The sequence below is a fragment of the Herbaspirillum sp. FG34 genome (assembly GCF_057809315.1).
The window spans coordinates 257185-280690 of record NZ_JBMDJS010000002.1 but is presented as its reverse complement, the minus strand read 5'-3'; the positions used below and the strand labels follow the sequence as shown (position 1 = coordinate 280690).

Genomic DNA, 23506 nt, shown 5'->3' with positions numbered 1-23506 from the left:
GACCAGCCCCTCGTGCAGCAAAGCGGCGGCGTCTGTTGTGACATGCGGGCGCTGCCGCCCCTTCGTCCTCTCTCCAACTCTGCCCCGTCGGGAGTCATCATGGTTTCTCTATCCGAATTCGGCGCCATCTTCGCCATGCAGGGCTTCAACGGCCTCTCGGTCTTCTGTGTGCTGCTGTTGATGGCATTGGGCCTGGCCATCATCTTCGGGCAGATGGGGGTGATCAACATGGCCCACGGTGAATTCCTCACCATCGGTGCCTACATCACCTACCTGCTGTCGCACCTGACCACGACCTATGCACCGGCCTTGCAGCCGTTCTATTTCTTTGCGGCCATCGTCCTGTCCTTTGTGGTGGCGTATGGCATCGGTTATCTCACCGAATTGTTGCTCATCAGTCGCCTCTACAAGCGTCCGCTCGATACGCTCCTGGCCACCTGGGGTCTGTCGCTGGCGATGCAGCAGACCTTCCGGTCCATCTTCGGCGCCAAGGAAGTCAGCGCTACCTTGCCGGACTGGCTCATGGGTTCCTTCAAGCCCACCGATGCCATCGACATTCCCTTGAATGGTCTCTTCATGATGGGTCTGACGGTCTTGCTGACCGGTGCCATCTTCGTGCTGCTGTTCCGTTCGCGCTGGGGTCTGCAGGTACGGGCCACGATGCAGAACCGGGTCATGAGCGGGGCGGTGGGCATCAACACCCGCAAGGTGGACCGTACCACCTTTGCGCTCGGCTGCGGGGTGGCCGGGGTGGCGGGTGCGGCCTTCACGACCATCGGCTCCACCGGTCCGACCAGCGGTTCGCTCTACATCGTCGATACCTTCCTGGTGGTGGTCTTCGGTGGCGCGCAAAGCCTGATCGGCACCATCGCCTCGGCCTTCTCGATTGCCCAGACCCAGTCTACGGCGGAGTTCTTCCTGACCGGTTCCATGGCCAAGGTGCTGACCTTGTCGGCGGTGATCCTGATCCTGATGTTGCGGCCGCAAGGACTGTTCTCGGCCAAGGTGCGCAAGTGATGAAGAGCCTCTACCGATCCCACAACATGAGCGAGGTCCGATGATGAATGCAGCCTATGAAAAACTGTTGGGTGGGCGCTCCGGTGCGCTCGGCCTGCTGGTCATGGCGGTGTTGCTGCTGCTGGTGTTTCCGCTGACGATGGACATGTTCCGTCTCAACCTGGTCGGCAAATATCTTTCCTATGCCTTCGTGGCGGTGGGCCTGGTGCTGTGCTGGGGCTATGGCGGCATCCTGAGCCTGGGGCAGGGCGTGTTCTTCGGCCTGGGTGGCTACTGCATGGCCATGTTCCTCAAGCTCGAAGCCTCCGACCCCATCAGCACCAAGATCCAGTCCACGCCGGGCATTCCCGACTTCATGGACTGGAACCAGATCACCGCCTTGCCGGCCATGTGGGAGCCTTTCCACAGCTTTGCCTTCACGATCCTTGCGGTGCTGGCGGTGCCGACCGTGCTGGCCATGCTGATCGGCATGGCGATGTTCAAGCGCCGCGTGGGGGACGTGTATTTCTCCATCGTCACGCAAGCCATTGCGGCCATCCTGTCCATCCTCATCATCGGCCAGCAGGGCTTGACCGGGGGTGTCAACGGCATCACCGACCTGCGCACCCTGATGGGCTGGGATATCCGCACCGACCACGCCAAGCTGGTGCTGTATTTCGTCAATGCAGGACTGCTGTTCGGCTGCATCCTGGTCGGCCGTTACATCCTCGGTTCCAAGCTGGGCCGCCTGCTGGTGGCCATGCGCGACAAGGAAGAACGGGTGCGCTTTTCGGGCTATGACGTGGCCAGCTTCAAGGTCTTCGTGTTCTGCGTGGCGGCCATGTTCTCGGCCATCGGCGGGGCCATGTTCACCTTGCAGGTGGGCTTCATGTCGCCGTCCTTCGTGGGCATCGTGCCCTCCATCGAAATGGTGATCTTTGCTGCGGTGGGTGGCCGTATGTCGCTCTTGGGCGCGGTGTATGGAACGCTGCTGGTGAACTTCGGCAAGACGTATTTCTCGGAGACCTTCCCGGAACTGTGGCTGTTCCTGATGGGCGGTCTCTTCATCGCGGTGGTGATGTATTTCCCCAATGGCCTCGCTGGTCTGTGGCAGACCCAGGGCAAGCGCCTGATGGGCAGGCTGCGTGGTGAACCCAAGCCGGTGATGCCGGCTGCGCCCGAACCGGTCAAGACTGCGGCCCGTCCGGCCAACCCTGAAACCAAGCGTGACGGCATCGAGCCGGGCGCCACCCTGGAGGCCAGCAAATGAGCGAGAACCCCATCGGTTTCGAATCGGATGCCCATCCGGTCCTGGCCATCGAAGACCTGACGGTCTCTTTCGACGGCTTCAAGGCAGTCGATCAGCTCAATCTCTACGTGCAGCGCAATGAAGTGCGCGTGGTGATCGGCCCCAATGGCGCAGGCAAGACTACGGTGCTGGACCTGATCTGCGGCAAGACCCGCGCCACCTCCGGCAGCATCAAGTTCAACAACCACGAACTGACCAGGATGAGCGAGCACGCCATCGTGCGCGTGGGGGTAGGGCGCAAGTTCCAGACCCCCTCCATCTACGAAAACCTTTCGGTGTTCGAGAACCTGGAAATGTCCTTCCCGCGTGGCCGCAAGGTGTTCGGCGCGCTGACCTTCAAGCGTTCGCCGGATGTGGTGGCGCGGGTGGAGGCGGTGGCTGCCGACATCTTTTTGGAAGAGCAACTGCACACCCAGGCTGATCTGCTCTCGCACGGCCAGAAGCAGTGGCTGGAGATCGGCATGCTGCTGATGCAGGAGCCGGAGTTGCTGATGCTGGACGAACCGGTGGCCGGCATGAGCGTGTCCGAACGCGAAAAGACCGCCGAGCTGCTGGGCCGCATCAGCCAGGGCCGTTCGGTGGTGGTGATCGAGCACGACATGGATTTCGTCAAGAGCATCGCGCACAAGGTCACCGTGCTGCACCAGGGCAAGATCCTGGCCGAAGGCAGCATGGAGAAGGTGCAGTCCGATCCCAAGGTGATCGATGTCTATCTCGGTCACTGAACGCCCATCACCCTCGGAGCCTGCCATGTTCAAAGTCTCGCAACTCGCTTCCGGCTACGGCCAGAGCAAGGTCATCCACGACGTCGATCTGTCGGTGGCCAAGGAAGAAATCGTCGCCGTCATGGGCCGCAACGGCATGGGAAAGACCACGCTGTTCAAGACCCTGATGGGCATCCTGCCGCTGCGCGGCGGCAGCATCAGCATCGATGGCGTGGAACTCGGCGGCCTGGAAAGCCACCAGCGCGTCGAGCGCGGCGTGGCCTACGTGCCGCAGGGGCGCATGATCTTTTCGCATATGACTGTGCTGGAAAACATCCAGACCGGCTTGCCCGCCTCGGCCAAGGGCAAGGTGCCCGACGAACTGTATTCGCTGTTCCCGGTGCTCTATGACATGCGCACCCGCAAGGGCGGCAATCTCTCCGGTGGCCAGCAGCAGCAACTGGCCATTGCGCGCGCACTGGCGACCAATCCTCGCGTGCTGCTGCTGGATGAACCCACCGAGGGCATCCAGCCATCCATCATCAAGGACATCGCCAGGAGCCTCAAGGAAATCCGCAAGATCCGCGCGCTCACCATCGTGGTCTCGGAGCAGGTGCTGAGCTTCACGCTGGAGATTGCCGATCGCTTCCTGGTCATCGACAAGGGCCGCTTCGTCTATGAAGACACGCGCGAGAACGTCGATGCGCCCACCATCAGCAAGTATCTGTCGGTCTGATCTGACCGTCTTTTCAGAGGAGCAAGCCCATGCGACATGGAGACATTTCAAGTAGCCGCGACGCCGTCGGCGTGGCCGTGGTGAACTACAAGATGCCGCGCCTGCATACACGCGCAGAGGTGCTGGAGAACGCCAGGAAGATCGCCGCCATGCTGGTCGGCATGAAACAGGGATTGCCGGGGCTGGACCTGGTGGTGTTTCCCGAGTATTCCACCCACGGCATCATGTATGACCGTGAAGAAATGTTCGAAACCGCCGCCACCATCCCCGGTGACGAGACCGCCATCTTTTCCGAAGCCTGCCGCATCGCCGGTGTGTGGGGCGTGTTTTCGCTGACCGGCGAGCGCCATGAAGAGCATCCGCGCAAGGTCCCTTACAACACGCTGATCCTCATCAACGACCAGGGCGAGATCGTGCAGAAGTACCGCAAGATCATGCCGTGGACGCCCATCGAGGGCTGGTATCCGGGCGATACCACCTATGTCTGCGACGGCCCCAAGGGCCTCAAGATCAGCCTCATCATCTGCGACGACGGCAACTATCCCGAGATCTGGCGCGACTGCGCCATGAAGGGCGCGGAACTGGTGGTGCGCTGCCAGGGCTACATGTATCCGGCCAAGGAACAGCAGATCATGGTCTCCAAGGCCATGGCCTGGATGAACAATCTCTACGTGGCCGTGGCCAATGCCGCCGGGTTCGATGGCGTCTATTCCTATTTCGGCCATTCGGCCATCGTCGGTTTCGATGGCCGCACGCTGGGCGAATGCGGCACCGAGGAGATGGGCATCCAGTATGCCGAACTATCGGTCTCGGCCATCCGCGATGCGCGCTGCCACTGGCAGTCGCAGAACCACCTCTACAAGCTGCTGCATCGCGGCTACACCGGCAAGATCAATTCGGGTGAATCGCCGGCGGGCGTGGCCGAGTGTCCCTTCGACTTCTATCGCACCTGGGTCAATGATCCGCAGGCGGCGCGTGCCCAGGTCGAGGCGCTGACCCGCAACAGTGCCGGCACGCCCGAATGTCCGATGCCGGGGATTCCTACCGAGCCGGCGGCCTGAGGCCCACTGTCCCAAGGTCGCCATCACACACCCACCACCAAGGAGATCGCATGCAGCACTTCAAGATCAAGCCCGGCGTCCCGCTGGCAGAGCAGGCCGAACTGGGCCATAACCGCTGGCATCCCGACTTGCCGTTCCTGGCCTCGGTCAAGCCGGGCGAATCCATCCTGATCGAGTCGCTGGACTTCCTCGACGCGCAGATTCAGGACACCGATGACGTCTCCGACGTCAAGAACGTCGACCTGACCCGCGCCCATCCGCTGACCGGTCCCTTCCACGTCGAAGGCGCCGAGCCGGGTGACCTGCTGGTGATCGACCTGCTGGACATCAAGCCGGTGACACCCGTCGGTTTTTCGGGCGTGTTTGCCAAGGAAAACGGTGGCGGCTTCCTGGCCGATTATTTCCCCGAAGCCGACAAGGCCATCTGGGACCTGAAGGGCTTGTATGCCACCTCGCGCCACATCCCTGGCGTGCGCATCGCCGGCCTGACGCACCCGGGCCTGATGGGGTGCCTGCCCTCGCATGACTTGCTGGCCGAGTGGAACCGCCGCGAAGCGCCGCTGGCCGCCAAGGGCCTGGCGCAGCCGCCCAACCCCAGCACGGCGGTGCTGCGCGGCTTGACCGGCGCCAAGTTCGAGGAGATGGCCAAGGTTGCTGCCCGCACCGTGCCACCGCGCGAGCATGGCGGCAATACCGACATCAAGGATCTGTCGGCGGGTACCCGCATCTTCTTCCCGGTGTACGTGAAGGGGGCCGGCTTCTCGATGGGGGACCTGCACTTCTCGCAGGGCGATGGCGAGATCGGCTTCTGCGGCGCCATCGAGATGGATGGCGTGAGCCACGTCGGCTTCGATCTCATCAAGGGCGGCATGGCCAAGTACAACATCACCTCGCCCATCTTCATGCCCAGCATCGTCAAGCCGCATTACGAGCAGTGGCTGACCTTCGAAGGCATCAGCGTGGAAAACGGCGTGAACTATTACCTCGATGCCACCGTGGCCTATCGCCAGGCTTGCCTCAAGGCCATCGACTACCTGACCCACTTCGGCTACACCGGCAGCCAGGCCTACATGCTGCTGACCGCAGCACCGGTGGAAGGGCGCATAGGCGGCATCGTCGACATTCCCAACTGTGCCTGTACGGTGGCCTTGCCGACCTCGATCTTCGATCAGGACATCACCCCCAAGGGCATGCTCAACGATAAATCCTATTGGGGTCGCAAAGCGTAGCGATCAACGCAGTGACGTGTGTGTTCCCGGCCGGGCGCAGGCCTGGTCAGGTTTTTTGTCGCAGATTCTTGAGGAGGACAACATGCCTTTGTACGACATCCGCTGCAGCCATTGTGAAGGCATTTTCGAACGGCTCATTGCCCTGCAGGGCCTGCATGGGCAGACCACCTGTCCTTACTGCAAGCAGGAGACCGCAGCCTCGCCCATGCCCACGGGTGGCCATGTGGGATTGCAGGTCAAGTATCGCTGGCAGCCGCGCAACGGGGCCGAACAACTGGCCGGGCAGGGCGCGACCGGGCCCGGCACGCATGCGGGCGCAGGGCGCAGCAGCGTACTGCACAACTGCAAGGGACATAGCTGCAGCATCTGTGCCACCTGAGGCGCAATCCGACGTGGCAGTTCAGGCGAAGAGATAGGCGGCCGGCACCAGCAGGCCCACGCCGGCGAGGAACCCGAACAGGGCGACCAGATCGAAATCCCCTGCCTGCGCACGCCAGTGACCCGCGCGCAGAGGCAGCCAGCGGGGATAACGGCCCAGCGTGAGCAGCTTGAGCAGACCGGCGCCGAGCAGATAGAACACGGTATTGAAGGCCAGGTAGCGCAGCAATCCCATGATCAGAGCGATGAGACTGTCCATGTCGGGTAGTCCTTATTCCAGCATGGCGTCCAGCCCTGCTGCCAGTTCGGTAAGCGAAGGCATGGCGCGCTCGGCCTTGTCGGCGGCGTGCTTGACCAGCACCGGCATCCACGCCGGATCCACGCCCAGTTTCTTGGCCACGGCAATCGGATAGGTGGCCAGCGCGGCCTCGTCATCGAGCGACAGCACGTTCACGCGCGCAGCCCATGCGCCCAGGTGGACCCAGGCAGCGGCGCGATCGAGGCGGCTGGCGGCCAGCGGATCGGGCACCGAACGCAGGGCGGTCACCAGTGCATCCGGGAAGTGCCAGATCGCCGCCAGTTCGGCCGAGACGTCGGCGTAATCGAAGCCCCAGGTCTGATTTTCCCGTGCGGCACGGTCGGCATCGAGTACATTGCACTGCTTGTCCAGCGAGGCGACGGTAGCAGCAGCGACCGCATGCAGTTGCAACTGGCCGATGCCGTGCATCATGCCGACCGTGAAGACGGCGTCGCCATTGTCCTCGCCGTTGATCCCGGCGTGCATGGCCAGCCAGCGCGCCGCCACCGCGGTATGGAGCGTATGGCGCCAGAACTGCGGCAGGTCCATGCCGCGCGTGCTCTTGAAGGCGGCCACCATGCCATTGCCCAGCACCAGGTTGCGCACCATGATGAAACCCAGCATGCGCAGCGCATCGTCGACCGTGCCGATGGTGCGCGAAGCATGAAAGAACGCTGAATTGGCCAGCCGCAATACCTTGGCCGTCAGTGCCGGGTCCGCCGCGATCTGCTGGGCGATCTCGTGGGCGGAGACTTCCTCGCTGTCGAAGCTGGCCATCAATTGCTGGACCACCTTGGGGATGGTCGGCAGTTTGCCAGGCTGGTCCACCAGGCTCTTGAGTTCCATGAAAGTTCCTCCGTGCAATGGTTTTCAGGGGATTTCATCCCCAATTCCGGGAATTGCGGTTCCATTGTCGCAGAGATCGAACGATTTGCTGACGATCTGCATCAGTATGATGGATGTCTCACTTGACCGGAGTGCACCCATGGCAAGCCGCAAGACCCCCGATTCCCCCGCCCTCGACCATCCGGCTGCCCCCGCTGCGGCCTGGAACGACGTGCCGCTGTATGTGCAGGATTGCGTACAGCGCAGTTTCCTGTTCCTCGATACCTTGCTCGACCGTGGCAATGACTATCTGCAACATCTGGAACAGGGTACGCCACCGCTGCTGAAGTTCGAGCATGAGCTGGTACTGGACGGCCACGACCTGCCGCAACCCTGCAACTACGCGCTGTTGCGCCTGCAGCCGCCGCCCGGGCTGGCGGTCGATGCGCAGGCGCGGCCGGTGGTGGTGGTCGATCCGCGCGCCGGGCATGGTCCTGGCATCGGCGGTTTCAAGTTCGATTCCGAAGTGGGCATGGCGATGAAGGCGGGGCATACGGTCTATTTCGTCACTTTCCGTCCCGAGCCGGAAGATGGACAGACGCTGGTGACGGTGATGGACGCCGAGGCGATGTTCCTGGAAGAGGTGATTCGTCGCCATCCGCAATGCCCGGCCAAGCCGGTGGTGATCGGCAACTGCCAGGCCGGCTGGGCCATGATGACGCTGGACGCAGTCCGGCCCGAACTGTTCGGCCCGCTGATGATGGTCGGGGCGCCGGCGTCCTACTGGGCCGGCAGCTCCACGCTCAATCCCATGCGCTACAGCGGCGCCACCCTTGGCGGGACTTGGCTGGCTTCGCTGGCGGCCGACCTCGGGGCGGATCGTTTCGATGGCGCCTGCCTGGTGGAGAATTTCGAGAAGCTCAATCCGGCCAATACCTTCTGGAGCAAGTACTACAACCTGTGGGCCGGGGTCGACCAGGAGGCGCCACGCTTCCTGGAGTTCGAACGCTGGTGGGGCGGTTTCTTCCGCATGACCGGTGCCGAGATCGAAGCCATCACCGAGAACCTGTTCGTGGGCAACAAGCTGGCGCGCGGCGAGCTGGAGGTCAGAGGCCGTTCAGTGAATCTGCGCGACATTACTGCGCCCATCGTGGTCTTCGCCTCCTGGGGCGACAACATCACGCCGCCGCCGCAGGCGCTGAACTGGATCATCGATGTCTGGGGTGACGAGCGCGCCATCGCCGCCGCCGGACGCACCATCATCTACGTGCTGCATGAAAGCGTGGGGCATCTGGGCATTTTCGTGGGCGGTTCGGTGGCGCTCAAGGAGCACGACCAGTTGGTCAGCTCGCTGGACGTGATCGAGAGCCTGCCGCCGGGCCTCTACGAAATGAAGCTGGAGCGCAAGGATGGCCGTCCGAGCCAGCGCTGGGATGCGCTGGAGCCAGGCGACTATACGGTGCATTACCAGCACCGCACCATGGAGGACCTGCGCAAGCTCAATCCGGAAGGACGCGAGGAAGAGTCGATCTTCTCGACCATCAGCCAGTGGTCACAGATCAATGCGCAGTGGTACAAGACCTGGATGCGGCCCTGGGTGCGCATGACGGCCACGCGCGAGAGCGCCAGCGCGCTCATGCGCATGAATCCCCTGCGCATGCAGCGGCAACTGTTCTCGGACACGCATCCGGCGGCAGCCTTCATTCGCCAGCAGGCCGCGGCCGCCCGCGCCCAGCGGGTGCAACTCGACCCGGATCATCCGCTGAAGCAATACGAGCGCCGCATGGCGCAGAAGATCACCGACGAACTCAATGCCTGGCGCGACCAGCGGGATGCCCGTACCGTGCGCATGACGCGCCAGCTGTTCGGCCCGACCGGCCTGGGGGCCTGGCTGCCGCCGCACGAGCCCGATGCCGACGTGGCCCAGCGCTGGGCGCAGCAGGAGCTGGGGCGCTACCGTGAGAGTGTCATCGACCAGATTGCCGAGGGCAGTTTTGCCCAGGCGGTATGCCGCATCGTCATCGCCGGCATGGTCTCCATTGGTGCGTTCGAGCGGCGCAGCCTGCGTCTGGCGCGGCTGCTGGCGCAATTGCCGAACATGCACGCCAGCGTTTCACCGCAGACCAACTGGGTGCAATTGCTCAAGGAGCAGGCGCGCATCACGGCGGTGGCACCGGTGGAGGCGCTCAATGCGCTGGGGCAGATGCTGCCCGATACCGCCTCGCGCGAGCGTGCGCTGGCGCTGGCGGCGGCGGTGATGATGATCGAGCCGACGCTGGCCAATCCGCGCTCGGAAATCATCGAGCTGCTCATGGGTACGCTCGACGTCGATCCCGATCGCGTGATCGCGCTGGCGCGCAAGCTCACCAAGGCCATCGGCGAAGACGGCGGCGATGCGGCACCCACGCGCAAGCGTAGCGCGCGCAAGCCAGTCGTGGCGGCGCCGACGGCCAAGCCGGCCGCTACGAAGAAAAAGGCGACCGGGCCGACCAGGTCGCGTCGGCGCACTGCATAGCCGCTGCATACGCCCGCCACTTGCTCATGGCGCGCTGATCGCGCCGGTCGGCAGGTTCCACAAGCGCTGTTCGCTGCTGGACAGGGCCACCGCCCCGGCCGCCAGCGCCGCACGCGCATCGTCTTCATTGCAGACGAAGCCAGATGCCACGATGGGCGGCAGCACGGCCCGGTCGGCCTGCTGCAGTTGCGTGAGCATAGGCGCCGGCATCAATTGCACCAGGTTGGGTTCGCTCTGTTCCAGTGCCTTCAGGCTGCGTGGCCAGGTGGTGCGATCGGTGACGAATACCTTCTGCATGGTGATCATGCCGGCACGGTTGGCGCGCACCAGAGTGGCCACCCGGGTCGAGACCAGCGCCGGGACGCCGATGGCGACCAGGTAATCGATGGCAGCCTTGTCCTGGGCCAGCCCTTCACAGGTGTCCACATTGAGCAGGGGGAATTTGCCGGCCGCCTTGAAGCTGGCAATGACCGCCTGCAACTCGCGCAATTCCACATGCGCCATGATGCCGACTTCGGCGGCGCTGTCGAGGAAGGCGGTCAGATGCTGCATACCATAGATGGCCGCCATGACCGGCTGGCGCCGCAGCCTGGCTTGCAGTGACCGATCATCGGTGGCGGGCGTGGCAGGGATTGGCGAGGGGCCTGAACGTGTGGAGACACGAGGGGGAGGGGTGGGAGAGCGCATGCGGGGTTCCAGAGTGAAAAAAGAGAAATGAAAACAGCAGGGAAAAGGGCGGTGCCGCTAGTACGCGTTTTGCTGGCGGACGTGTTCCAGCTCGGCGTACAGGCGTGCCTGCCACAGACTGCGACGGCGGCTGCGCTCGGCGGCGTCGATACGCGGTTGGAAGACGGCTTGCAGCCGGGTGCGGGCGCAGGCTAGCGGCAGATCGTCCCACAACAGGCCGTGGCTGCCCGCCAGGTAGGCAATGCCGCGCAGACTGGCGTGGGCGCTCTGATGCGTGCGACAGGTCGGCACGCCCGAGAGGTCGGCCTGTAGTTGCAGCAGCAGATCGCTGCCGGCCAGGGTACCGCCACTCATCATCTGCGTGACCGGCAATCCGGCCTGGTCGGCATTGGCGCTGAGGCTGGCGGCCACGGTCTGGGCGATGCCTTCCACCAGCGCATGCGCGATGTCGGCACGGCTGGTGGCCAGCGACAAGCCTTGCAGGGCGGCCCGCGCGGCGCTGTGACGCAGCGGCGCCTGTACCCCGGCCAGGGCCGGGATGAAACTGACACCACCTGACGAACTCACGCTGGCCGCCAGGGCCAGCAGGCAGCGTGCATTGGGGAACCAGTGCTGGCGCTGGCAGGCCCAGTTCAGGGCGGCACCGGTAGTGGCGCAGTAGCTTTCCAGTGCGAAGTGCGAGACATGGTCGCGACGGCGGGCAGTGACTACGACGCCGTTGCCGTCGCTCTGGCTTGCACCGCCCAGCGCGGCGCGGGTACCGATCAGCACATCGATGAAGCTGCCGGTGCCGTGCTGGCACAGTGCCTGGCCTGCCTCCAGGCAGCCCAGTCCGATCGCGGCGGCCAGCTGGTCACCGGCGCAGGCGCGGATGGGCAGCGCCACGCCGGTGAGGCCGGCGTCGCTGCTGCCGTAGTCGTCGGCATCCTGATACAGCGCCGGCAAGAGCGCGACGGGGAAGCCCAGCGCCTCCAGCCAGTCCAGCGCATAGGCATGGCGATCCAGCACATAGGCGTTGCAGGCCGTGGCATTGGTGGCGCTGGTGGCCAGCAGGCGTCGCCCGCTCAACTGCCAGAGCAGCCAGGTATCGATGCTGCCGAAGCCCAGCCTTCCCCGCTCCCAGGCGCGTGCCACACGCGGGTGGCTGCGCAGCAGCTGTGCCGCCCACAGATAGGGCGAGCGGCTGCCCGTCGGGCGTCCCAGGTGCAAGCGCAGGCAAGGGTCCCAGCGTGGGGCCAGGGCCGCCAGGTCGGCGGCATGGCGGCTATCCTGCCAGGCCAGTACCGGCACCAGCGGTTCGCCGCTGACGGTATCCCACAACACGGCGCTGGCGCGCTGGGTGCTCAGGCCGATGGCGCGCACCTGCAATCCCTTCTGGTCAGCTTGCTGCAGGGTGGCGCGACATACGGCCAGGGTGCGCTGCCAGATCTGGTCGGCATCCTGTTCGACCACGCCGCTGCGGGGTGAATGCGTGGTCAGCGCATGCCGCTGCAGGCAGGAGACCAGGCCATCTGCCGTGACCACTGCGGCGCGCGTGCTGGAGGTGCCGGCATCGATGGCGAGGATGCCGTCACGGCCTTTCATGGCGTCTTCTGTCGGTACGCGCGGGTGGCGTCATGGCGACGTCGGGTGTCGTCATTGCTTCGAGATCGGGATGGAATCCTGATCGTTGCGGATCCCAGCGTATCAGGCAGCAGGCCAGTGCCGCCAGCAGCGCCAGGGCGGCAACCAGCAGCAGGCAAGCGGCCGTGCCCAGGGCGGACTGCAGCAGCGGAAAGAGAAACAGGGCCAGCGTTGCTGACGCTCCTCCCAGGCTGCCCATCACGCCATTGGCACGCGCGCGCAGTTCGCTGGGAAACGAGAGCGACGACAGGCTCTTGCCGTTGGCGCCCGGACCGGCCGCGTGGCACAGCAGGAACAGCGAAGGAAGCAGCAGGGCCTGCCATCCCGCGAGCTGCCGCCAGGACCCGGCCAGCACCAGCAGGACCAGGCAGCACATCGCAAAGCCCCAGGCCGCCGCCTGTCTCAGGCCCAGTCGACGCGCCAGGGCGGGCGCCAGCAGGCCTCCCGCGAGGCCGCATACGTTGAAGATCAGCACGCCCAGGGCGGCCTGGGAGAAATCCTCGCCAAAGAGCTCCATGCCCAGCACCGGCAGGTACCAGCCGATGGCGAAGTATTGCACCGCCTGGCCGATCTGCACGCTGGCGGCCAGCATGATGCGGGCACGGTAGGGGCGACGCAGCAGCGAGCGCAGACCCGGATCCGAGCGACGTGGCATGCCTGCCAGACCGAAGCCGGGGGCGTCCGGTGGGTGCAGCAGGGCCTCGGGGATCTGGAAGGATTGGCCGGGATAGAGCCGTTCCAGCGTGTCGGACAGTGCCTGCCAGCGCTGGCGGCGGGCCAGCCAGCAGGGGCTTTCCACCAGCAGCAGCATTTGCAGGTTCAGCAGCAACAGCGCGGCGGCGGCGGTGAAGGCGAGCGGGTAGCGCCACAGGCTGTCGCCGACCTCCCATTGCTCTACCGCCAGTGTCAGCAGCAGGTTGCTGCACACGGCCAGATACCACAGGGCTTGCCACAGGTTCAGGCGATGGCGCAGTCGTTGCGGCGTCAGTTCGGCCAGCATGGCCATGGCGACGGCAAAATCCAGGCCAAAGGCCAGACCGGCGATGACGCGTCCGGTCACGAGGGTTCCAAACTCTTCGCCGAAGGCGACCAGCAGGGCCGCCGCCAGGACCAGCAACTTGGCTGCCAGAAGCGGGCGGACCCGGCCCCAGCGGTCGGCCAGCCAGCCACCCAGGGGATTGGCCAGCAGGGCGGAGAATGCCGCCGAGGACGCCAGCAGGGCGACCTCGGACGGCCCCAGGCCGAGCTGGCGGATCATTGGCGCCAGGCCGACGCTCAGGGCGGAGTGCGAAAGGGCCTCGAGGAACAGGCCGCCCAGCAGCAGCCACCACACCAGGCCGGCGTGGCCAGAGAGGGCGGAACGGGAATCGATGAAGGCGACGACATCGTCAATGCCGCGCAGGGGGACTGCGGTGTGCACAGGGCTCTCCTGATGTTGTCTGTAAGAGGCCGTGGCAAACTGCGCGCGTGATGAGACCATCTTACAGATGGTCTCTTGTATGAATTATCTGCCGGGCAATTCTATGAGTCCGGCGCCGGGCTTGTCAACGACCGTGAAAGCCGTGCAACGGCCCGTCCGGTCTGCCCGCGCTGACTTCAGGGACGCTCGCCCATGGCCAGGCGCGAGCGCACGTGGGCGACGATCTGCGGCAGGTCGGCCACCGAGTCGATCACGTAGTGGGCGCCCGCGGCACGCAGGCGTTGTTCGGCTTCCTCCTTGCGGTGGGCGGCTTCTTCGGTCGGTAGCGCTTGCAGTTGCGCGCGTGTCAGTCCGACTTCATTACCCGAAAGAGAGACGCCTACACTCCACATCCCGGCGCGCAAGCCTTCCTCGATGCCGGGCACGGTGTCGTCGACCTTGATGCAGCCGGCCACGTCGTCGATCTGCAGCGCCAGCATGTTGGCCAGGGCCATGTAGGGGCCGGGGCGGCCACCGGCCGGCAGTTCATCGCCGGCCACCACGTGGTCGGGGCGGATGCCTTCGGCCGCCGCCATGGGCAGCAGCACGTCCAGTACCTGGCGCGGATAGCCGGAGCAGGAGCCGATCTTGAGGCCCTGGCCGCGCAGCCAGGCCAGCACCTGTGCAGCGCCCGCGATGGGCTGCGAATACTGGCCGACCTTGGCGATCTGCATCGGCATGAAGTGGGCATAGATGGCGTCAATGTCGGCCTGGGTGGGCGCATGGCCGGTGCGCTGCCGCCACTGGGCCGCCAGTGACGGATCTTCCAGCAGCAGGCGGATATGCTGCCACTTGGACAAGCCCATGGGTCCGCGTGCCTGTTGCAGGCTCAGTTCGATGCCAAAGCTGTGGAAGGCGTCCACGAAGATCTGGGTGGGGGCCAGCGAGCCGAAATCGACCAGCGTACCGGCCCAGTCGAAGATGACGGCTTGCAGGGGGCGGCCGGGGCCGGAGGCGGATTGCATGGATTCTCCTTGGAGGTGTGCTGAGGCAGGGAAGGGACGGCGCGGGCCCGCCCGAAGCGTGGCAAGCTGGATGGGAAGAGAGCTTAACGAGACTTTGTGACGCCGCTGTTATCGATATAATCCTGGAAATTGGATAAAGCTATTGACTGGATCTATAGATGACCCCTTCGCAACTACGCGCTTTCCTGGCGGTGGCGCGCCATCGCGGTTTTTCTGCCGCCGCGCGTGCCCTGGGCGTGAGCCAGCCCACCCTGACGACCCAGGTGCAATCGCTGGAGCGAGAACACAACGTGGAGCTGTTCTTCCGCCGGGGCCGTCGGGTGGATCTGTCGGAGACGGCACAGCGCTTGCTGCCCATCGCTCAGAACATCGCCGAACTGGAACTGGATGCGCTGAACCTGCTGGTCAATTCGGGTGCGCTGCACGTGGGTCATCTGCGCATCGGTGCGGTCGGGCCGTTCCACGTCATCGAGATGGTGGATGCCTATCGTGCCCGCTATCCCAAGGTGGAACTGTCGATCAAGCTGGGCAATTCGGCGCAGTCGCTGGCGGACCTGGCCAATTACGTGACGGACGTGGCGGTGCTGGCCAGCTTCAATGACGATGCGCGCTTTCATGCGGTGCCCTACGCCGACCATGCGGTGGTGCTGTTCGCCCATCGCAGCCATCCGTTCTACCAGCGCACGGCGGTTTCGCTGGCCGAACTGGAGCAGCAGCCGCTGATCATGCGGGAGCAGGGGTCGACCACGCGGCTGGCGCTGGAGCAGGCCTTGCAACAGGCCGGCGTGCGTGTGCAGGTGGTGATGGAAATCGGCAGTCGTGAAGCCTTGCGCGAGGCCGTGGCGCGGGGCCTGGGCCTGGGGGCGGTGTCGGAGGCGGAGTTCATTGCAGATGAACGTTTCCGCATGGTGCGCATCGAGGGCGATCCGGTGACCACGCATACCTATGTGTATTGCCTGGCTGAACGCCGCGAAGGGCGACTGGTGGGTTCCTTCATGAAGATCGCCCGACGATCCTGAGGCGCCCGGCACTGAGCACGGGGCTTTGGCTTATCATTACGGATTGTTCATTTTCTGACCAGGAAGAGCTATCGTGATCAAGCATATCGTCATGTGGAAACTGAAGGACCATGCAGAAGGCGCCGACAAGGCCACCAACCTGCGCAAGATGAAGCAATTGCTGGACAGCTGCGCCAACGTGGTTCCCGGCATCCTGAAGTTCGAGGCCGTGCTGGCACAACCTGGCCTGGAAGCTACCTATGACGTGGTGCTCTACTCCGAATTCGCTTCGCGCGAGGCGCTGGATGCCTACCAGGAGCATCCCGACCACGTGGCCATCAAACCTTTCATCGGTGCCGTACGCGAAGCGCGCCAGTGCATGGATTACGAAATCTGAGGCAGGCATGAGTCTGCCCATCACCGAGGTGTTCCCGCAGGGGAATCCCTATCTGGAAGCCCTGGGCGTGGAGGTGCTGGAATACGGCAATGACCGCGCCGTCATGGCACTGCGGCTCAAGCCCGAATTCATGAACAGCTGGCATGTGGCCCAGGGCGGCATCAGCATGACCCTGCTGGACGTGGCCATGGGCTTGTCGGCCCGGGCCGGCGCGCCTGATGCCAAGTCCTCGGCGACCGTCGAGATGAGTACCAGCTTCCTGCAGCCCGCCGGCCGTGCCGGCGAGACCCTCATTGCGCGCGGCCATACTTACCACCGCTCGACCACCATGTGCTTCTGCCAGGCCGAACTGTTCAATGGCGACCGCCTGGTGGCCAAGGCCATGGGCACCTTCAAGCTGATTCGCCGCCTGGACATCTCGCGCAAGCTGGATCACGAGTGAGTGCACGAGCGTATCCCTTTTCTTTTTCGCAGGAAATCCACCATGGAAATCATCACCGGCAGCTGGGAGCAGCTGCGTGCGCAGGCCCAGCCTATCCGTTTCGAGGTCTTCGTCGATGAACAGAAGGTGCCGGCCGAGATCGAGCTCGATGACATGGACCCGCACTGCGTGCATGCCGTCGCCTATGACGCCGCCGGCCAGCCCCTGGCCACCGGTCGTCTGCTGCCCGATGGCCACATCGGTCGCATGGCCGTGCGCAAGGCCGGACGTGGACAGGGCGTGGGCGGCGCGGTGCTGCAGGCGCTGATGGCGGCTGCCCGTGCGCGCGGCGATGCGGAAGTGATCCTCAATGCCCAGCTGCATGCCGAGGGCTTCTACGGGCGCTACGGCTTTGTCCGCGAGGGAGAACCATTCATGGAAGCCGGCATTGCCCACATCACCATGCGCGCCCGACTGCCAGGCACGGGTACCTGAGTTGATCGCTTCTTCAGGCTGACCGGGGGAGTGGCGGCGCGCTCTGCCGCTGTTGGGCCAGTCTGAAGTAACACAGCAGGGCGTTCAGCTCGCGCGCCCGTTCGGCCACCGCTTCGGCGGTGCAGGCCAGTTCCTCGGAGGCAGCGGCGTTGCGCTGGGTGGTGTCATTGAGTTGGATCACGGCCGAGCCGATCTCCTGCACACCTTCCTCCTGCATGCGCGCCGACAGCGTGATCTGGTTGATCTGCTGCGAGGCGTCGCGGATTCCCTGCAAGGTCCCAGCGGCCAGACGCTGGCTGGTCGCCTCGGCCAATTCCACGCTTTGCTGGGCAATCGCGCTGATCTCCTGTGCGCTGTACTGGCTGCGCTCGGCCAGCTTGCGGATTTCCGCTGCCACCACTGAAAAACCGCGCCCGTGTTCACCGGCCCGTGCCGCCTCGATGGCTGCGTTGAGGGCCAGCAGATTGGTCTGATAGGCAATGTCGTCGATGACCCCGACCTGGCGCGCAATGCCACGCATGGCAGCCACCGTGCTCTGCACTGCCGCGCCGCTCTGGTCGGCATCGGCAGCCGCTTTCAGGGCAATCTGGTCGGTGCGGCGCGCGTGTTCGCCGGTCTGGCCGATGGCCTGGCTGATGTTGCTGATGGCACTGTGCACTTCTTCCACGGCGGCGGCCTGCTCGCTGGAGGCGTTGGCCAGGTCTTGTGCGGTGGCGTTGAGCTGGCGGGTGGAGTGATCCAGGGCGTGGGTCAGCTCAGTGACACTGCGCATGATCTCGGTGAGCCGTTCGCGCATGCCGTGCATGGCGTGGAGCAGGCTGCTGCGGTCGCGGCGGCGCAGGGTCACGGCGACGCCGAGATTGCCCTCGGCGATCTGGCGCACGATATCGGCGGCGTAATCCGGCTCGCCGCCCAGTTGGCGACGCAGGCTGAAGATGATCCAGAGGGCAATGGCGATGCCGATGGTCAGCGCCAGACCCGCAATCTGCAGGTTGTGACTGCGCAGTTGCCGGTAATCCTGGTGTGCCGCTTCATAGGAGCTGCGCGTAAAGCTTTCCTGCAACTGGCCCAGCGTGGCCAGCTGGCTCGCCAGGCCGGCCAGTTGGCCGGTCAGCTGCGTCCACCGCCGATTGGCCTGCAGCGGTTCGTTGCCGCGCAGCAGATCCAGCACCTGGGCGCGGTCGCCGACGTACCGCCGCCAGTTCTGCTCGAAGCGCGCCGCCTCGGTCTGTTCCTGCGGCTCCAGTCGGGTCGCCCGGTAGGCCTGCCAGCCTTGCTCGAAGGTGGCATCCAGGGCGGGAATGCGGTCCAGCAAGGGCTTGATGCGCTCGCTGCTGCTGTTGCTGTCTTCACCAGTCGGAGCGGGCAGGTTGGCCAGCATCAGGGCGCGACCCATGACGTCGCGGTTCAGGTAGAGCGCGTCGCGTACCCGGGCGATATGGATCAGCGCCATGGTGCGATCTTCATAAACGTAGCGCAGCTTGTCATTGCTTGCGGCCATGCCCTGCATGTCACGCCAGGCCAGCAGGACCACGCTGCCGCACAGTACCGCCACCAGGATGGCCAGGCGCGCGGTGACCGTCAGTTTTGCTTGCACGATGTTTTCCTTATGAGTGCCGACTGCCCCGGAAAAAGAGAGTTCCGTTCAGTCCGGCACAGAATATAGCGAAGATTGTTGCTTTGCAGAATGAAGAATAAAGCATTTTGCATGCCTCTTTAGTGAAGCTATGTGGTTTCCCACAATACCCGCCCGGAAATGACTGCGCGATACTTGCGGCCGCACCGGGGAGGGGGGAGTTCTCCCGGACCAACAACAAGCACCCGCCAGAACGGACGACGATCCGACCACGGCAGGCGGCAGGTCTCTGCAGGCCCGCTGGTCATCCATGTTTCAAGGAGAAAGCACTATGTCGGCGCCAAAACCGCCCCTTTACAAGTCCCTGTATTTCCAGGTCCTGTGCGCCATCGTGATCGGTATCGCGCTGGGCCATTTCTATCCGTCCACGGGTGAAGCCATGAAGCCGCTGGGCGATGGTTTCGTCAAGTTGATCAAGATGATCATCGCGCCGGTCATCTTCTGTACGGTCGTCATCGGTATCGCCGGCATGGAAGACATGAAGAAGGTCGGCAAGACCGGTGGCCTGGCCCTGCTGTATTTCGAAGTCGTCAGTACCGTGGCACTGCTCATCGGCCTGTTGCTGGTGAACTTCCTGCAACCGGGTGTGGGCATGAATGTCGATCCGGCGTCGCTCGATACCAAGAGCATCGCGGCCTACACTGCGCCCGGCAAGCTGGGTTCGGTCACGGACTTCGTGCTCAGCATCATCCCCAGCAGCATGTTCGACGCCTTTGCCAAGGGTGACGTGCTGCAGGTGTTGCTGGTGGCGGTGCTGTTCGGCTTCGCTCTGCACAAATTCGGTGGCCGCGGCACGCTGGTGTTCGACTTCATCGAGAAGATCTCGCACGTGCTGTTCTCGGTGGTGGGCGCGATCATGAAGGTGGCCCCGATCGGCGCCTTCGGTGCGATGTCCTTCACCATCGGCAAGTACGGTGTGGGTTCGCTGTTCTCGCTGGCCAAGCTGATGGGTACCTTCTATCTGACCTGTCTGCTGTTCATCTTCGTGGTCTTGGGTATCATCACGCGCCTGCACGGCTTCTCGATCTGGAAGTTCGTCAAGTACATCAAGGAAGAACTGCTGATCGTGCTGGGCACCTCGTCCTCGGAATCGGTGCTGCCGCGCATGCTGGCCAAGATGGAAAACGCCGGGGCCAAGAAGACCGTGGTGGGTCTGGTGATCCCGACGGGTTACTCCTTCAACCTGGACGGCACCGCGATCTACCTGACCATGGCGGCCGTGTTCATCGCCCAGGCGACCAACACGCCCATGACCTTCGTGCAGGAGCTCACGCTTCTGGGCGTGCTGTTGCTGACGTCCAAGGGGGCCGCGGGCATCACGGGTTCGGGCTTCATCGTGCTGGCAGCGACGCTGTCGGCGGTGGGCCACGTGCCGGTGGCCGGCCTGGCGCTGATCCTGGGCATTGACCGCTTCATGTCCGAAGCCCGTGCACTGACCAACACCATCGGCAACGGGGTGGCCACCCTGGTGGTGGCCAAGTGGAGCGGCGAACTGGATAGCGCACGCCTGACCAAGGTCCTCAACAACGAGACCGTGGAAGACGCGCAGGCACCGGAAGCGGTGCTGGATCGTACGGAAGCGAAGATGCACCATTAAGCAGCGGCGGGCCTTGCGCCCGCAGCACCGGCTTGACTGATCGGCCCCATCCTCATGTCGTGTTCGGCGTGGCGGTGGGGCCGAAGTCTTTACGGCCGCACTGCCTGCATCAGAAAATCGACAAACGCCCGTACCCGCGCCGACAGGTGCCGGTTGTGCGGATACAGGATGGAAAAGCGCCGGGTGCGATGCCCGGCCGACTGCAGTACTTCCACCAGTTCGCCGCGCTGGACCGCTGCCTGCGCGATGAAGTGGTAGATCTGGAACAATCCACCGCCCGCCATGGCCCAGTTGACGCAGCCCAGCACGTCGTCATGGATGCGCTGGCGGCTCCGGAAATGAAAATCCATGTCGCGCCCCTGGGCATCCTTGAAGATCCACGGCATGGCGCGCCCGGTACCGGGCAGGATGAACTGGATGCAGTCATGCTGCTTGAGCGCTTCCACGCTGTCGGGCCGACCGCGCCGCGCGAGATAATCGGGCGCTGCAAAGACCCCCAGCGTGGCCTCTTCCAGGGTATGGGCGATCAGCCGTGAATCCTGTGGCACACCCAGCCGGATCGCGAGGTCATATCCCTCTTCGACGAAATCGATGACGCGGTTGGCAATGCTCAATTCCACTTCGATCTGCGGATACGCCGCCTGGAAACGCGGCAACAAGGGCAGCAGCCGATAGTGCGCGTAAGGGCTGCCCACACTGATGCGCAAGGGGCCGCTGGGCACTTTCTGCTGGCCGGTGAGGATGCGTTCGGCCTGGGCGATCTGTTCCAGGGCCTGGCGGCATTGTTCGTGATACAGCTCGCCCTCGCGCGTGAGCCGGATCTGGCGCGTGGTCCGGGCAAACAGACGCACGCCCAGTCGCGCTTCCAGCCGACTGATGGAGCGGCTCACCGACGCCGGTGTCAGTCCCAGTGCCTCGGCGGCCGCCGTGAAGCTGCCCAGTTCGGCAGCCTTGCAGAACAGTTCGATGCTGCCTAGCTGGACGGGATCAAAGCTGCGCATTTGTTCAATGATGTAATGAATGAATTGATGGTTGCCTAGTTTATCTTCGATAACGACAGGAATACAGTGCGGTCCACGTTGGCAATGTCGTTTTGCTTCATATGCCATCCATCCCTCATGAAGAAAGGAATAGCATGACCAAGCCCGATATCCTGATGATCGTCACCTCCAGCAGCCGCATGGGGGACACCGACAAACCCACCGGCCTGTGGGCCGAGGAACTGGCCGCGCCTTACTACGCCCTGGTGGATGCCGGGGCTTCGGTGCTGATCGCTTCCACCGCCGGTGGCAAGGCGCCGATTGATCCGGGTAGCGTCAAGCCCCAGGGTCAGAATGAGGCCATCGTCGAACGCATGCTGGCCGATGCTGAACTGCAGCAGCGCATCGCCCAGACGCCTGCCTTGGGCGAGATCGATGTGAGCACCTTTGATGCGGTGTTCTTCCCGGGCGGTCACGGCACCATGTGGGACCTGCCCGACGACGCCAACGTCAAGGCCATCGTCGAGAACGCCTATGCCGCCGGCAAGTTCATTGCTTCAGTCTGCCACGGTGCCGCCGGCCTGGTTTCGGCCGTGAAGGCCGATGGCAAGCCGATGGTGGCGGGCAAGCGTGTCAATTCCTTCACAGATGCCGAAGAGCGCGAAGTGGGGCTGGCCGAGGTCGTGCCGTTCCTGCTGGAGAGCCGTCTGCGTGCGCTGGGGGGTATTTTTGAAGGTGCCGACAACTGGCAGGTGTTTGCCATCCGCGACGGCCAGCTGATTACCGGCCAGAATCCGCAGTCGTCCGAACGCGTGGCGGAGATGCTGCTGGAAGCGCTGGAAATGCACGTCTGACCGTGCTGCGCTGGACGGACGAAAAAAAAGCCCACATCCTTGCGGTGTGGGCTTGAATCCAATTCTTTAGGAGGAAATTGGAGGAGACAGGTGTAACTTTACTGCTCCGCATCAAATTCATCCAATTTATCTTCTGTATATCAGATATTCGATCTGGTTATGTCAGCAAGGCCGTGTGTGAAGTCTTCCACTCAGATGGTGCCTGCTTTTCCATCCGGCAGGTGGTTGTCGGATGGCATTTCCTGCAGGCGCGGCTTGCAGGGTATCTTGCACGCTTTGTCCGTGGCCGGCTCGGCGCTATATTGCATCGCCATAGGATCAACCACCTGCTCGGTCAGCACCGGCTCGCCGACGATGGGCACGCGCAGAACCGTCGAGCAGCGCGTGCCATAGTCCGGCGAGCGGATGAAGATGGGCGAAAGCATGCGCTCCTTTTCCAATCCCACGCCGGTATCGGGCAGGCGGCAATCATTGGCACGGGTGCCATCGGTCAACATCTCGAAGAAGGTTTCCTCCGGCGCGCCCTGGCACAGCAGGCTGGCAAACTGCGCCTTGGCCCGGGTGAGCTTGGGCCAGGGCGTGTCCAGCAAGGCATTGGAGACGCCGTAGACCCCGTACTCCAGCGGCTGGCCGTTGCGCGGATCTTCCTGGCCCCGGTTGGAATACCACACCATGGTTTCCCGATCGCCCAGCAGCAGGTTGAAACCGTTGTAACGCTGCGCCTCGGGTTCGATCCGTCGCAGGTATGCCTGCACATCGAGGTCGCTGGCCAGATAGTCGGCCACCAGCTGGCCGCGGGTGGGCGCGTCGGTGCGACGCTCCGAGGGTGCGCGCACATTGGTCAGGGCGGCAAAGCGCCCGTCCCTGGTTACACCCAGCCAGGTGCCGCCGCCTTGCAGGTCGCGTCCGGCATAAATCTTGGGATGGTCGTTCCACCAGTCGGCATGGGCCGCCGGGCGGGCGTAGAACTCGTCGCGATTGGCCGCCATGATCAGGGGCATGCCGGGGATCACTTTCCAGGCGAAGATGATCAGGCACATGGCGCAACATCCTCGAACTGTTCAATGTGGCGCTGGCCGCTGATGAGCGCGGCGGCGCCCGAGTCTTCCAGGGCGCGCGCCAGCGTGGCGGTGAATTCGTCGAGGCCGGAGGGCAGGATGCCCTGGTAGATTTCCATCCAGGTCTGCAAGCCTTCCTGTTCGCCGGGGCGGCGCTTGAGGCCACCGGCGATGCCCAGGCGCGCTTGCAACATGGCCTGTACGCCCTTGATCTTGCCGAACAGGGGCGTCGCGTGTGCAGTGTCGACCCGATAATAAATGTAGAGATCCATGGATGCGTCCCTA

Annotated in this window: 24 protein-coding genes; 14 read left to right on the top strand and 10 right to left on the bottom strand. The window is 64.0% G+C overall.

What is annotated here, in order from left to right; translation table 11 throughout:
- Positions 1 to 99: 99 nt before the first annotated feature.
- From urtB to ACODSZ_RS03305, 7 genes are all read left to right on the top strand, one after another.
- Positions 100 to 1017, top strand: a complete 918-nt coding sequence (urtB, locus tag ACODSZ_RS03335) for an urea ABC transporter permease subunit UrtB (RefSeq protein ID WP_008329495.1) — start codon at positions 100 to 102, stop codon at positions 1015 to 1017.
- A 43-nt stretch (positions 1018 to 1060) separates the two neighbouring features.
- On the top strand, positions 1061 to 2266 hold the full coding sequence (gene urtC / locus ACODSZ_RS03330; RefSeq protein ID WP_488927095.1) for an urea ABC transporter permease subunit UrtC: 1206 nt from the start codon (positions 1061 to 1063) through the stop codon (positions 2264 to 2266).
- Positions 2263 to 3030: an urea ABC transporter ATP-binding protein UrtD gene (gene urtD, locus ACODSZ_RS03325; RefSeq protein ID WP_175343887.1), complete on the top strand. Its 768-nt coding sequence runs from the start codon at positions 2263 to 2265 to the stop codon at positions 3028 to 3030. Before urtC ends, urtD begins: the two co-directional genes overlap by 4 nt.
- 25 nt (positions 3031 to 3055) lie before the next feature.
- The gene (gene urtE / locus ACODSZ_RS03320; RefSeq protein ID WP_008329487.1) at positions 3056 to 3745 is read left to right on the top strand and encodes an urea ABC transporter ATP-binding subunit UrtE; all 690 of its coding nucleotides are present in this window, start codon (positions 3056 to 3058) and stop codon (positions 3743 to 3745) included.
- A gap of 29 nt (positions 3746 to 3774) precedes the next feature.
- The gene (locus ACODSZ_RS03315; protein WP_488927034.1) at positions 3775 to 4806 is read left to right on the top strand and encodes an aliphatic amidase; all 1032 of its coding nucleotides are present in this window, start codon (positions 3775 to 3777) and stop codon (positions 4804 to 4806) included.
- A 50-nt stretch (positions 4807 to 4856) separates the two neighbouring features.
- Positions 4857 to 6035: a formamidase gene (gene fmdA, locus ACODSZ_RS03310; RefSeq protein ID WP_175343888.1), complete on the top strand. Its 1179-nt coding sequence runs from the start codon at positions 4857 to 4859 to the stop codon at positions 6033 to 6035.
- A gap of 82 nt (positions 6036 to 6117) precedes the next feature.
- The gene (locus ACODSZ_RS03305; RefSeq protein ID WP_175343889.1) at positions 6118 to 6414 is read left to right on the top strand and encodes a zinc ribbon domain-containing protein; all 297 of its coding nucleotides are present in this window, start codon (positions 6118 to 6120) and stop codon (positions 6412 to 6414) included.
- A 21-nt stretch (positions 6415 to 6435) separates the two neighbouring features.
- Here ACODSZ_RS03305 and ACODSZ_RS03300 read toward each other — a convergent pair whose 3' ends face one another.
- Together ACODSZ_RS03300 and ACODSZ_RS03295 are read right to left on the bottom strand one after the other, a co-directional pair.
- The gene (locus ACODSZ_RS03300) at positions 6436 to 6672 is read right to left on the bottom strand and encodes a hypothetical protein (RefSeq protein ID WP_488927033.1); all 237 of its coding nucleotides are present in this window, start codon (positions 6670 to 6672) and stop codon (positions 6436 to 6438) included.
- A gap of 12 nt (positions 6673 to 6684) precedes the next feature.
- Positions 6685 to 7557: an HDOD domain-containing protein gene (locus ACODSZ_RS03295; RefSeq protein WP_175343891.1), complete on the bottom strand. Its 873-nt coding sequence runs from the start codon at positions 7555 to 7557 to the stop codon at positions 6685 to 6687.
- Positions 7558 to 7696: 139 nt separating this feature from the next.
- Between ACODSZ_RS03295 and ACODSZ_RS03290 the strand changes: the two genes are divergently transcribed.
- A complete protein-coding gene (locus ACODSZ_RS03290; protein ID WP_175343892.1) occupies positions 7697 to 10051 on the top strand; it encodes a DUF3141 domain-containing protein in 2355 nt (784 codons plus the stop codon).
- A gap of 24 nt (positions 10052 to 10075) precedes the next feature.
- Here the strand turns inward: ACODSZ_RS03290 and ACODSZ_RS03285 are convergent, their stop codons facing one another.
- From ACODSZ_RS03285 to phnX, 4 genes are all read right to left on the bottom strand, one after another.
- Positions 10076 to 10621 (bottom strand): glycerol-3-phosphate responsive antiterminator, encoded by a 546-nt coding sequence (locus ACODSZ_RS03285; protein ID WP_008329474.1) that lies wholly within the window; start codon positions 10619 to 10621, stop codon positions 10076 to 10078.
- Positions 10622 to 10795: 174 nt separating this feature from the next.
- Entirely contained in the window at positions 10796 to 12322 is a 1527-nt protein-coding gene (locus ACODSZ_RS03280) for an FGGY family carbohydrate kinase (protein WP_488927032.1), read from the bottom strand.
- Complete coding sequence (locus tag ACODSZ_RS03275) at positions 12309 to 13781, bottom strand: MFS transporter (protein ID WP_175343894.1); 1473 nt, start codon at positions 13779 to 13781, stop codon at positions 12309 to 12311. The genes ACODSZ_RS03280 and ACODSZ_RS03275 overlap by 14 nt, the downstream gene beginning before the upstream one ends.
- Before the next feature lie 176 nt (positions 13782 to 13957).
- Positions 13958 to 14785, bottom strand: coding sequence for a phosphonoacetaldehyde hydrolase (phnX, locus tag ACODSZ_RS03270; protein ID WP_175343895.1), 828 nt, complete (start codon positions 14783 to 14785; stop codon positions 13958 to 13960).
- 158 nt (positions 14786 to 14943) lie between these two features.
- Here phnX and ACODSZ_RS03265 point away from each other — a divergent pair, with 158 nt between their 5' ends.
- The 4 genes from ACODSZ_RS03265 (at position 14944) to ACODSZ_RS03250 (ending at position 17096) form a co-directional block, all read left to right on the top strand.
- Positions 14944 to 15804: a LysR substrate-binding domain-containing protein gene (locus tag ACODSZ_RS03265; protein WP_008329467.1), complete on the top strand. Its 861-nt coding sequence runs from the start codon at positions 14944 to 14946 to the stop codon at positions 15802 to 15804.
- Positions 15805 to 15877: 73 nt separating this feature from the next.
- Positions 15878 to 16180, top strand: coding sequence for a Dabb family protein (locus tag ACODSZ_RS03260; RefSeq protein WP_008329455.1), 303 nt, complete (start codon positions 15878 to 15880; stop codon positions 16178 to 16180).
- Positions 16181 to 16187: 7 nt separating this feature from the next.
- Positions 16188 to 16622 carry a PaaI family thioesterase gene (locus ACODSZ_RS03255; protein ID WP_008329454.1) on the top strand — a complete coding sequence of 145 codons (435 nt, stop codon included), beginning with the start codon at positions 16188 to 16190 and terminating at the stop codon, positions 16620 to 16622.
- A 42-nt stretch (positions 16623 to 16664) separates the two neighbouring features.
- Positions 16665 to 17096 carry a GNAT family N-acetyltransferase gene (locus ACODSZ_RS03250; protein ID WP_175343896.1) on the top strand — a complete coding sequence of 144 codons (432 nt, stop codon included), beginning with the start codon at positions 16665 to 16667 and terminating at the stop codon, positions 17094 to 17096.
- Positions 17097 to 17109: 13 nt separating this feature from the next.
- On the opposite strand, the gene ACODSZ_RS03245 is transcribed toward ACODSZ_RS03250, so the two are convergent.
- Complete coding sequence (locus tag ACODSZ_RS03245) at positions 17110 to 18693, bottom strand: methyl-accepting chemotaxis protein (RefSeq protein WP_488927031.1); 1584 nt, start codon at positions 18691 to 18693, stop codon at positions 17110 to 17112.
- Between the two features lie 310 nt (positions 18694 to 19003).
- Between ACODSZ_RS03245 and ACODSZ_RS03240 the strand changes: the two genes are divergently transcribed.
- On the top strand, positions 19004 to 20329 hold the full coding sequence (locus ACODSZ_RS03240; protein ID WP_008329451.1) for a dicarboxylate/amino acid:cation symporter: 1326 nt from the start codon (positions 19004 to 19006) through the stop codon (positions 20327 to 20329).
- An 89-nt stretch (positions 20330 to 20418) separates the two neighbouring features.
- Here the strand turns inward: ACODSZ_RS03240 and ACODSZ_RS03235 are convergent, their stop codons facing one another.
- Entirely contained in the window at positions 20419 to 21330 is a 912-nt protein-coding gene (locus ACODSZ_RS03235) for a LysR family transcriptional regulator (RefSeq protein ID WP_488927030.1), read from the bottom strand.
- Between the two features lie 134 nt (positions 21331 to 21464).
- Between ACODSZ_RS03235 and ACODSZ_RS03230 the strand changes: the two genes are divergently transcribed.
- Positions 21465 to 22163, top strand: a complete 699-nt coding sequence (locus ACODSZ_RS03230) for a type 1 glutamine amidotransferase domain-containing protein (RefSeq protein ID WP_488927029.1) — start codon at positions 21465 to 21467, stop codon at positions 22161 to 22163.
- 191 nt (positions 22164 to 22354) lie between these two features.
- On the opposite strand, the gene ACODSZ_RS03225 is transcribed toward ACODSZ_RS03230, so the two are convergent.
- Entirely contained in the window at positions 22355 to 23203 is an 849-nt protein-coding gene (locus ACODSZ_RS03225; RefSeq protein WP_175345015.1) for an NRDE family protein, read from the bottom strand.
- Positions 23194 to 23493: a DUF4936 family protein gene (locus ACODSZ_RS03220; RefSeq protein ID WP_488927028.1), complete on the bottom strand. Its 300-nt coding sequence runs from the start codon at positions 23491 to 23493 to the stop codon at positions 23194 to 23196. The genes ACODSZ_RS03225 and ACODSZ_RS03220 overlap by 10 nt, the downstream gene beginning before the upstream one ends.
- Between the last annotated feature and the right edge of the window lie 13 nt (positions 23494 to 23506).

Coding starts and splice junctions, on each gene's coding strand:
- urtB (WP_008329495.1), top strand. CDS start 100: ATGGTTTCTCTATCCGAATTCGGCGCCATCTTCGCCATGCAGGGCTTC.
- urtC (WP_488927095.1), top strand. CDS start 1,061: ATGAATGCAGCCTATGAAAAACTGTTGGGTGGGCGCTCCGGTGCGCTC.
- urtD (WP_175343887.1), top strand. CDS start 2,263: ATGAGCGAGAACCCCATCGGTTTCGAATCGGATGCCCATCCGGTCCTG.
- urtE (WP_008329487.1), top strand. CDS start 3,056: ATGTTCAAAGTCTCGCAACTCGCTTCCGGCTACGGCCAGAGCAAGGTC.
- ACODSZ_RS03315 (WP_488927034.1), top strand. CDS start 3,775: ATGCGACATGGAGACATTTCAAGTAGCCGCGACGCCGTCGGCGTGGCC.
- fmdA (WP_175343888.1), top strand. CDS start 4,857: ATGCAGCACTTCAAGATCAAGCCCGGCGTCCCGCTGGCAGAGCAGGCC.
- ACODSZ_RS03305 (WP_175343889.1), top strand. CDS start 6,118: ATGCCTTTGTACGACATCCGCTGCAGCCATTGTGAAGGCATTTTCGAA.
- ACODSZ_RS03300 (WP_488927033.1), bottom strand. CDS start 6,672: ATGGACAGTCTCATCGCTCTGATCATGGGATTGCTGCGCTACCTGGCC.
- ACODSZ_RS03295 (WP_175343891.1), bottom strand. CDS start 7,557: ATGGAACTCAAGAGCCTGGTGGACCAGCCTGGCAAACTGCCGACCATC.
- ACODSZ_RS03290 (WP_175343892.1), top strand. CDS start 7,697: ATGGCAAGCCGCAAGACCCCCGATTCCCCCGCCCTCGACCATCCGGCT.
- ACODSZ_RS03285 (WP_008329474.1), bottom strand. CDS start 10,621: ATGGCGGCCATCTATGGTATGCAGCATCTGACCGCCTTCCTCGACAGC.
- ACODSZ_RS03280 (WP_488927032.1), bottom strand. CDS start 12,322: ATGAAAGGCCGTGACGGCATCCTCGCCATCGATGCCGGCACCTCCAGC.
- phnX (WP_175343895.1), bottom strand. CDS start 14,785: ATGCAATCCGCCTCCGGCCCCGGCCGCCCCCTGCAAGCCGTCATCTTC.
- ACODSZ_RS03265 (WP_008329467.1), top strand. CDS start 14,944: ATGACCCCTTCGCAACTACGCGCTTTCCTGGCGGTGGCGCGCCATCGC.
- ACODSZ_RS03255 (WP_008329454.1), top strand. CDS start 16,188: ATGAGTCTGCCCATCACCGAGGTGTTCCCGCAGGGGAATCCCTATCTG.
- ACODSZ_RS03250 (WP_175343896.1), top strand. CDS start 16,665: ATGGAAATCATCACCGGCAGCTGGGAGCAGCTGCGTGCGCAGGCCCAG.
- ACODSZ_RS03240 (WP_008329451.1), top strand. CDS start 19,004: ATGTCGGCGCCAAAACCGCCCCTTTACAAGTCCCTGTATTTCCAGGTC.
- ACODSZ_RS03235 (WP_488927030.1), bottom strand. CDS start 21,330: ATGCGCAGCTTTGATCCCGTCCAGCTAGGCAGCATCGAACTGTTCTGC.
- ACODSZ_RS03230 (WP_488927029.1), top strand. CDS start 21,465: ATGACCAAGCCCGATATCCTGATGATCGTCACCTCCAGCAGCCGCATG.
- ACODSZ_RS03225 (WP_175345015.1), bottom strand. CDS start 23,203: ATGTGCCTGATCATCTTCGCCTGGAAAGTGATCCCCGGCATGCCCCTG.
- ACODSZ_RS03220 (WP_488927028.1), bottom strand. CDS start 23,493: ATGGATCTCTACATTTATTATCGGGTCGACACTGCACACGCGACGCCC.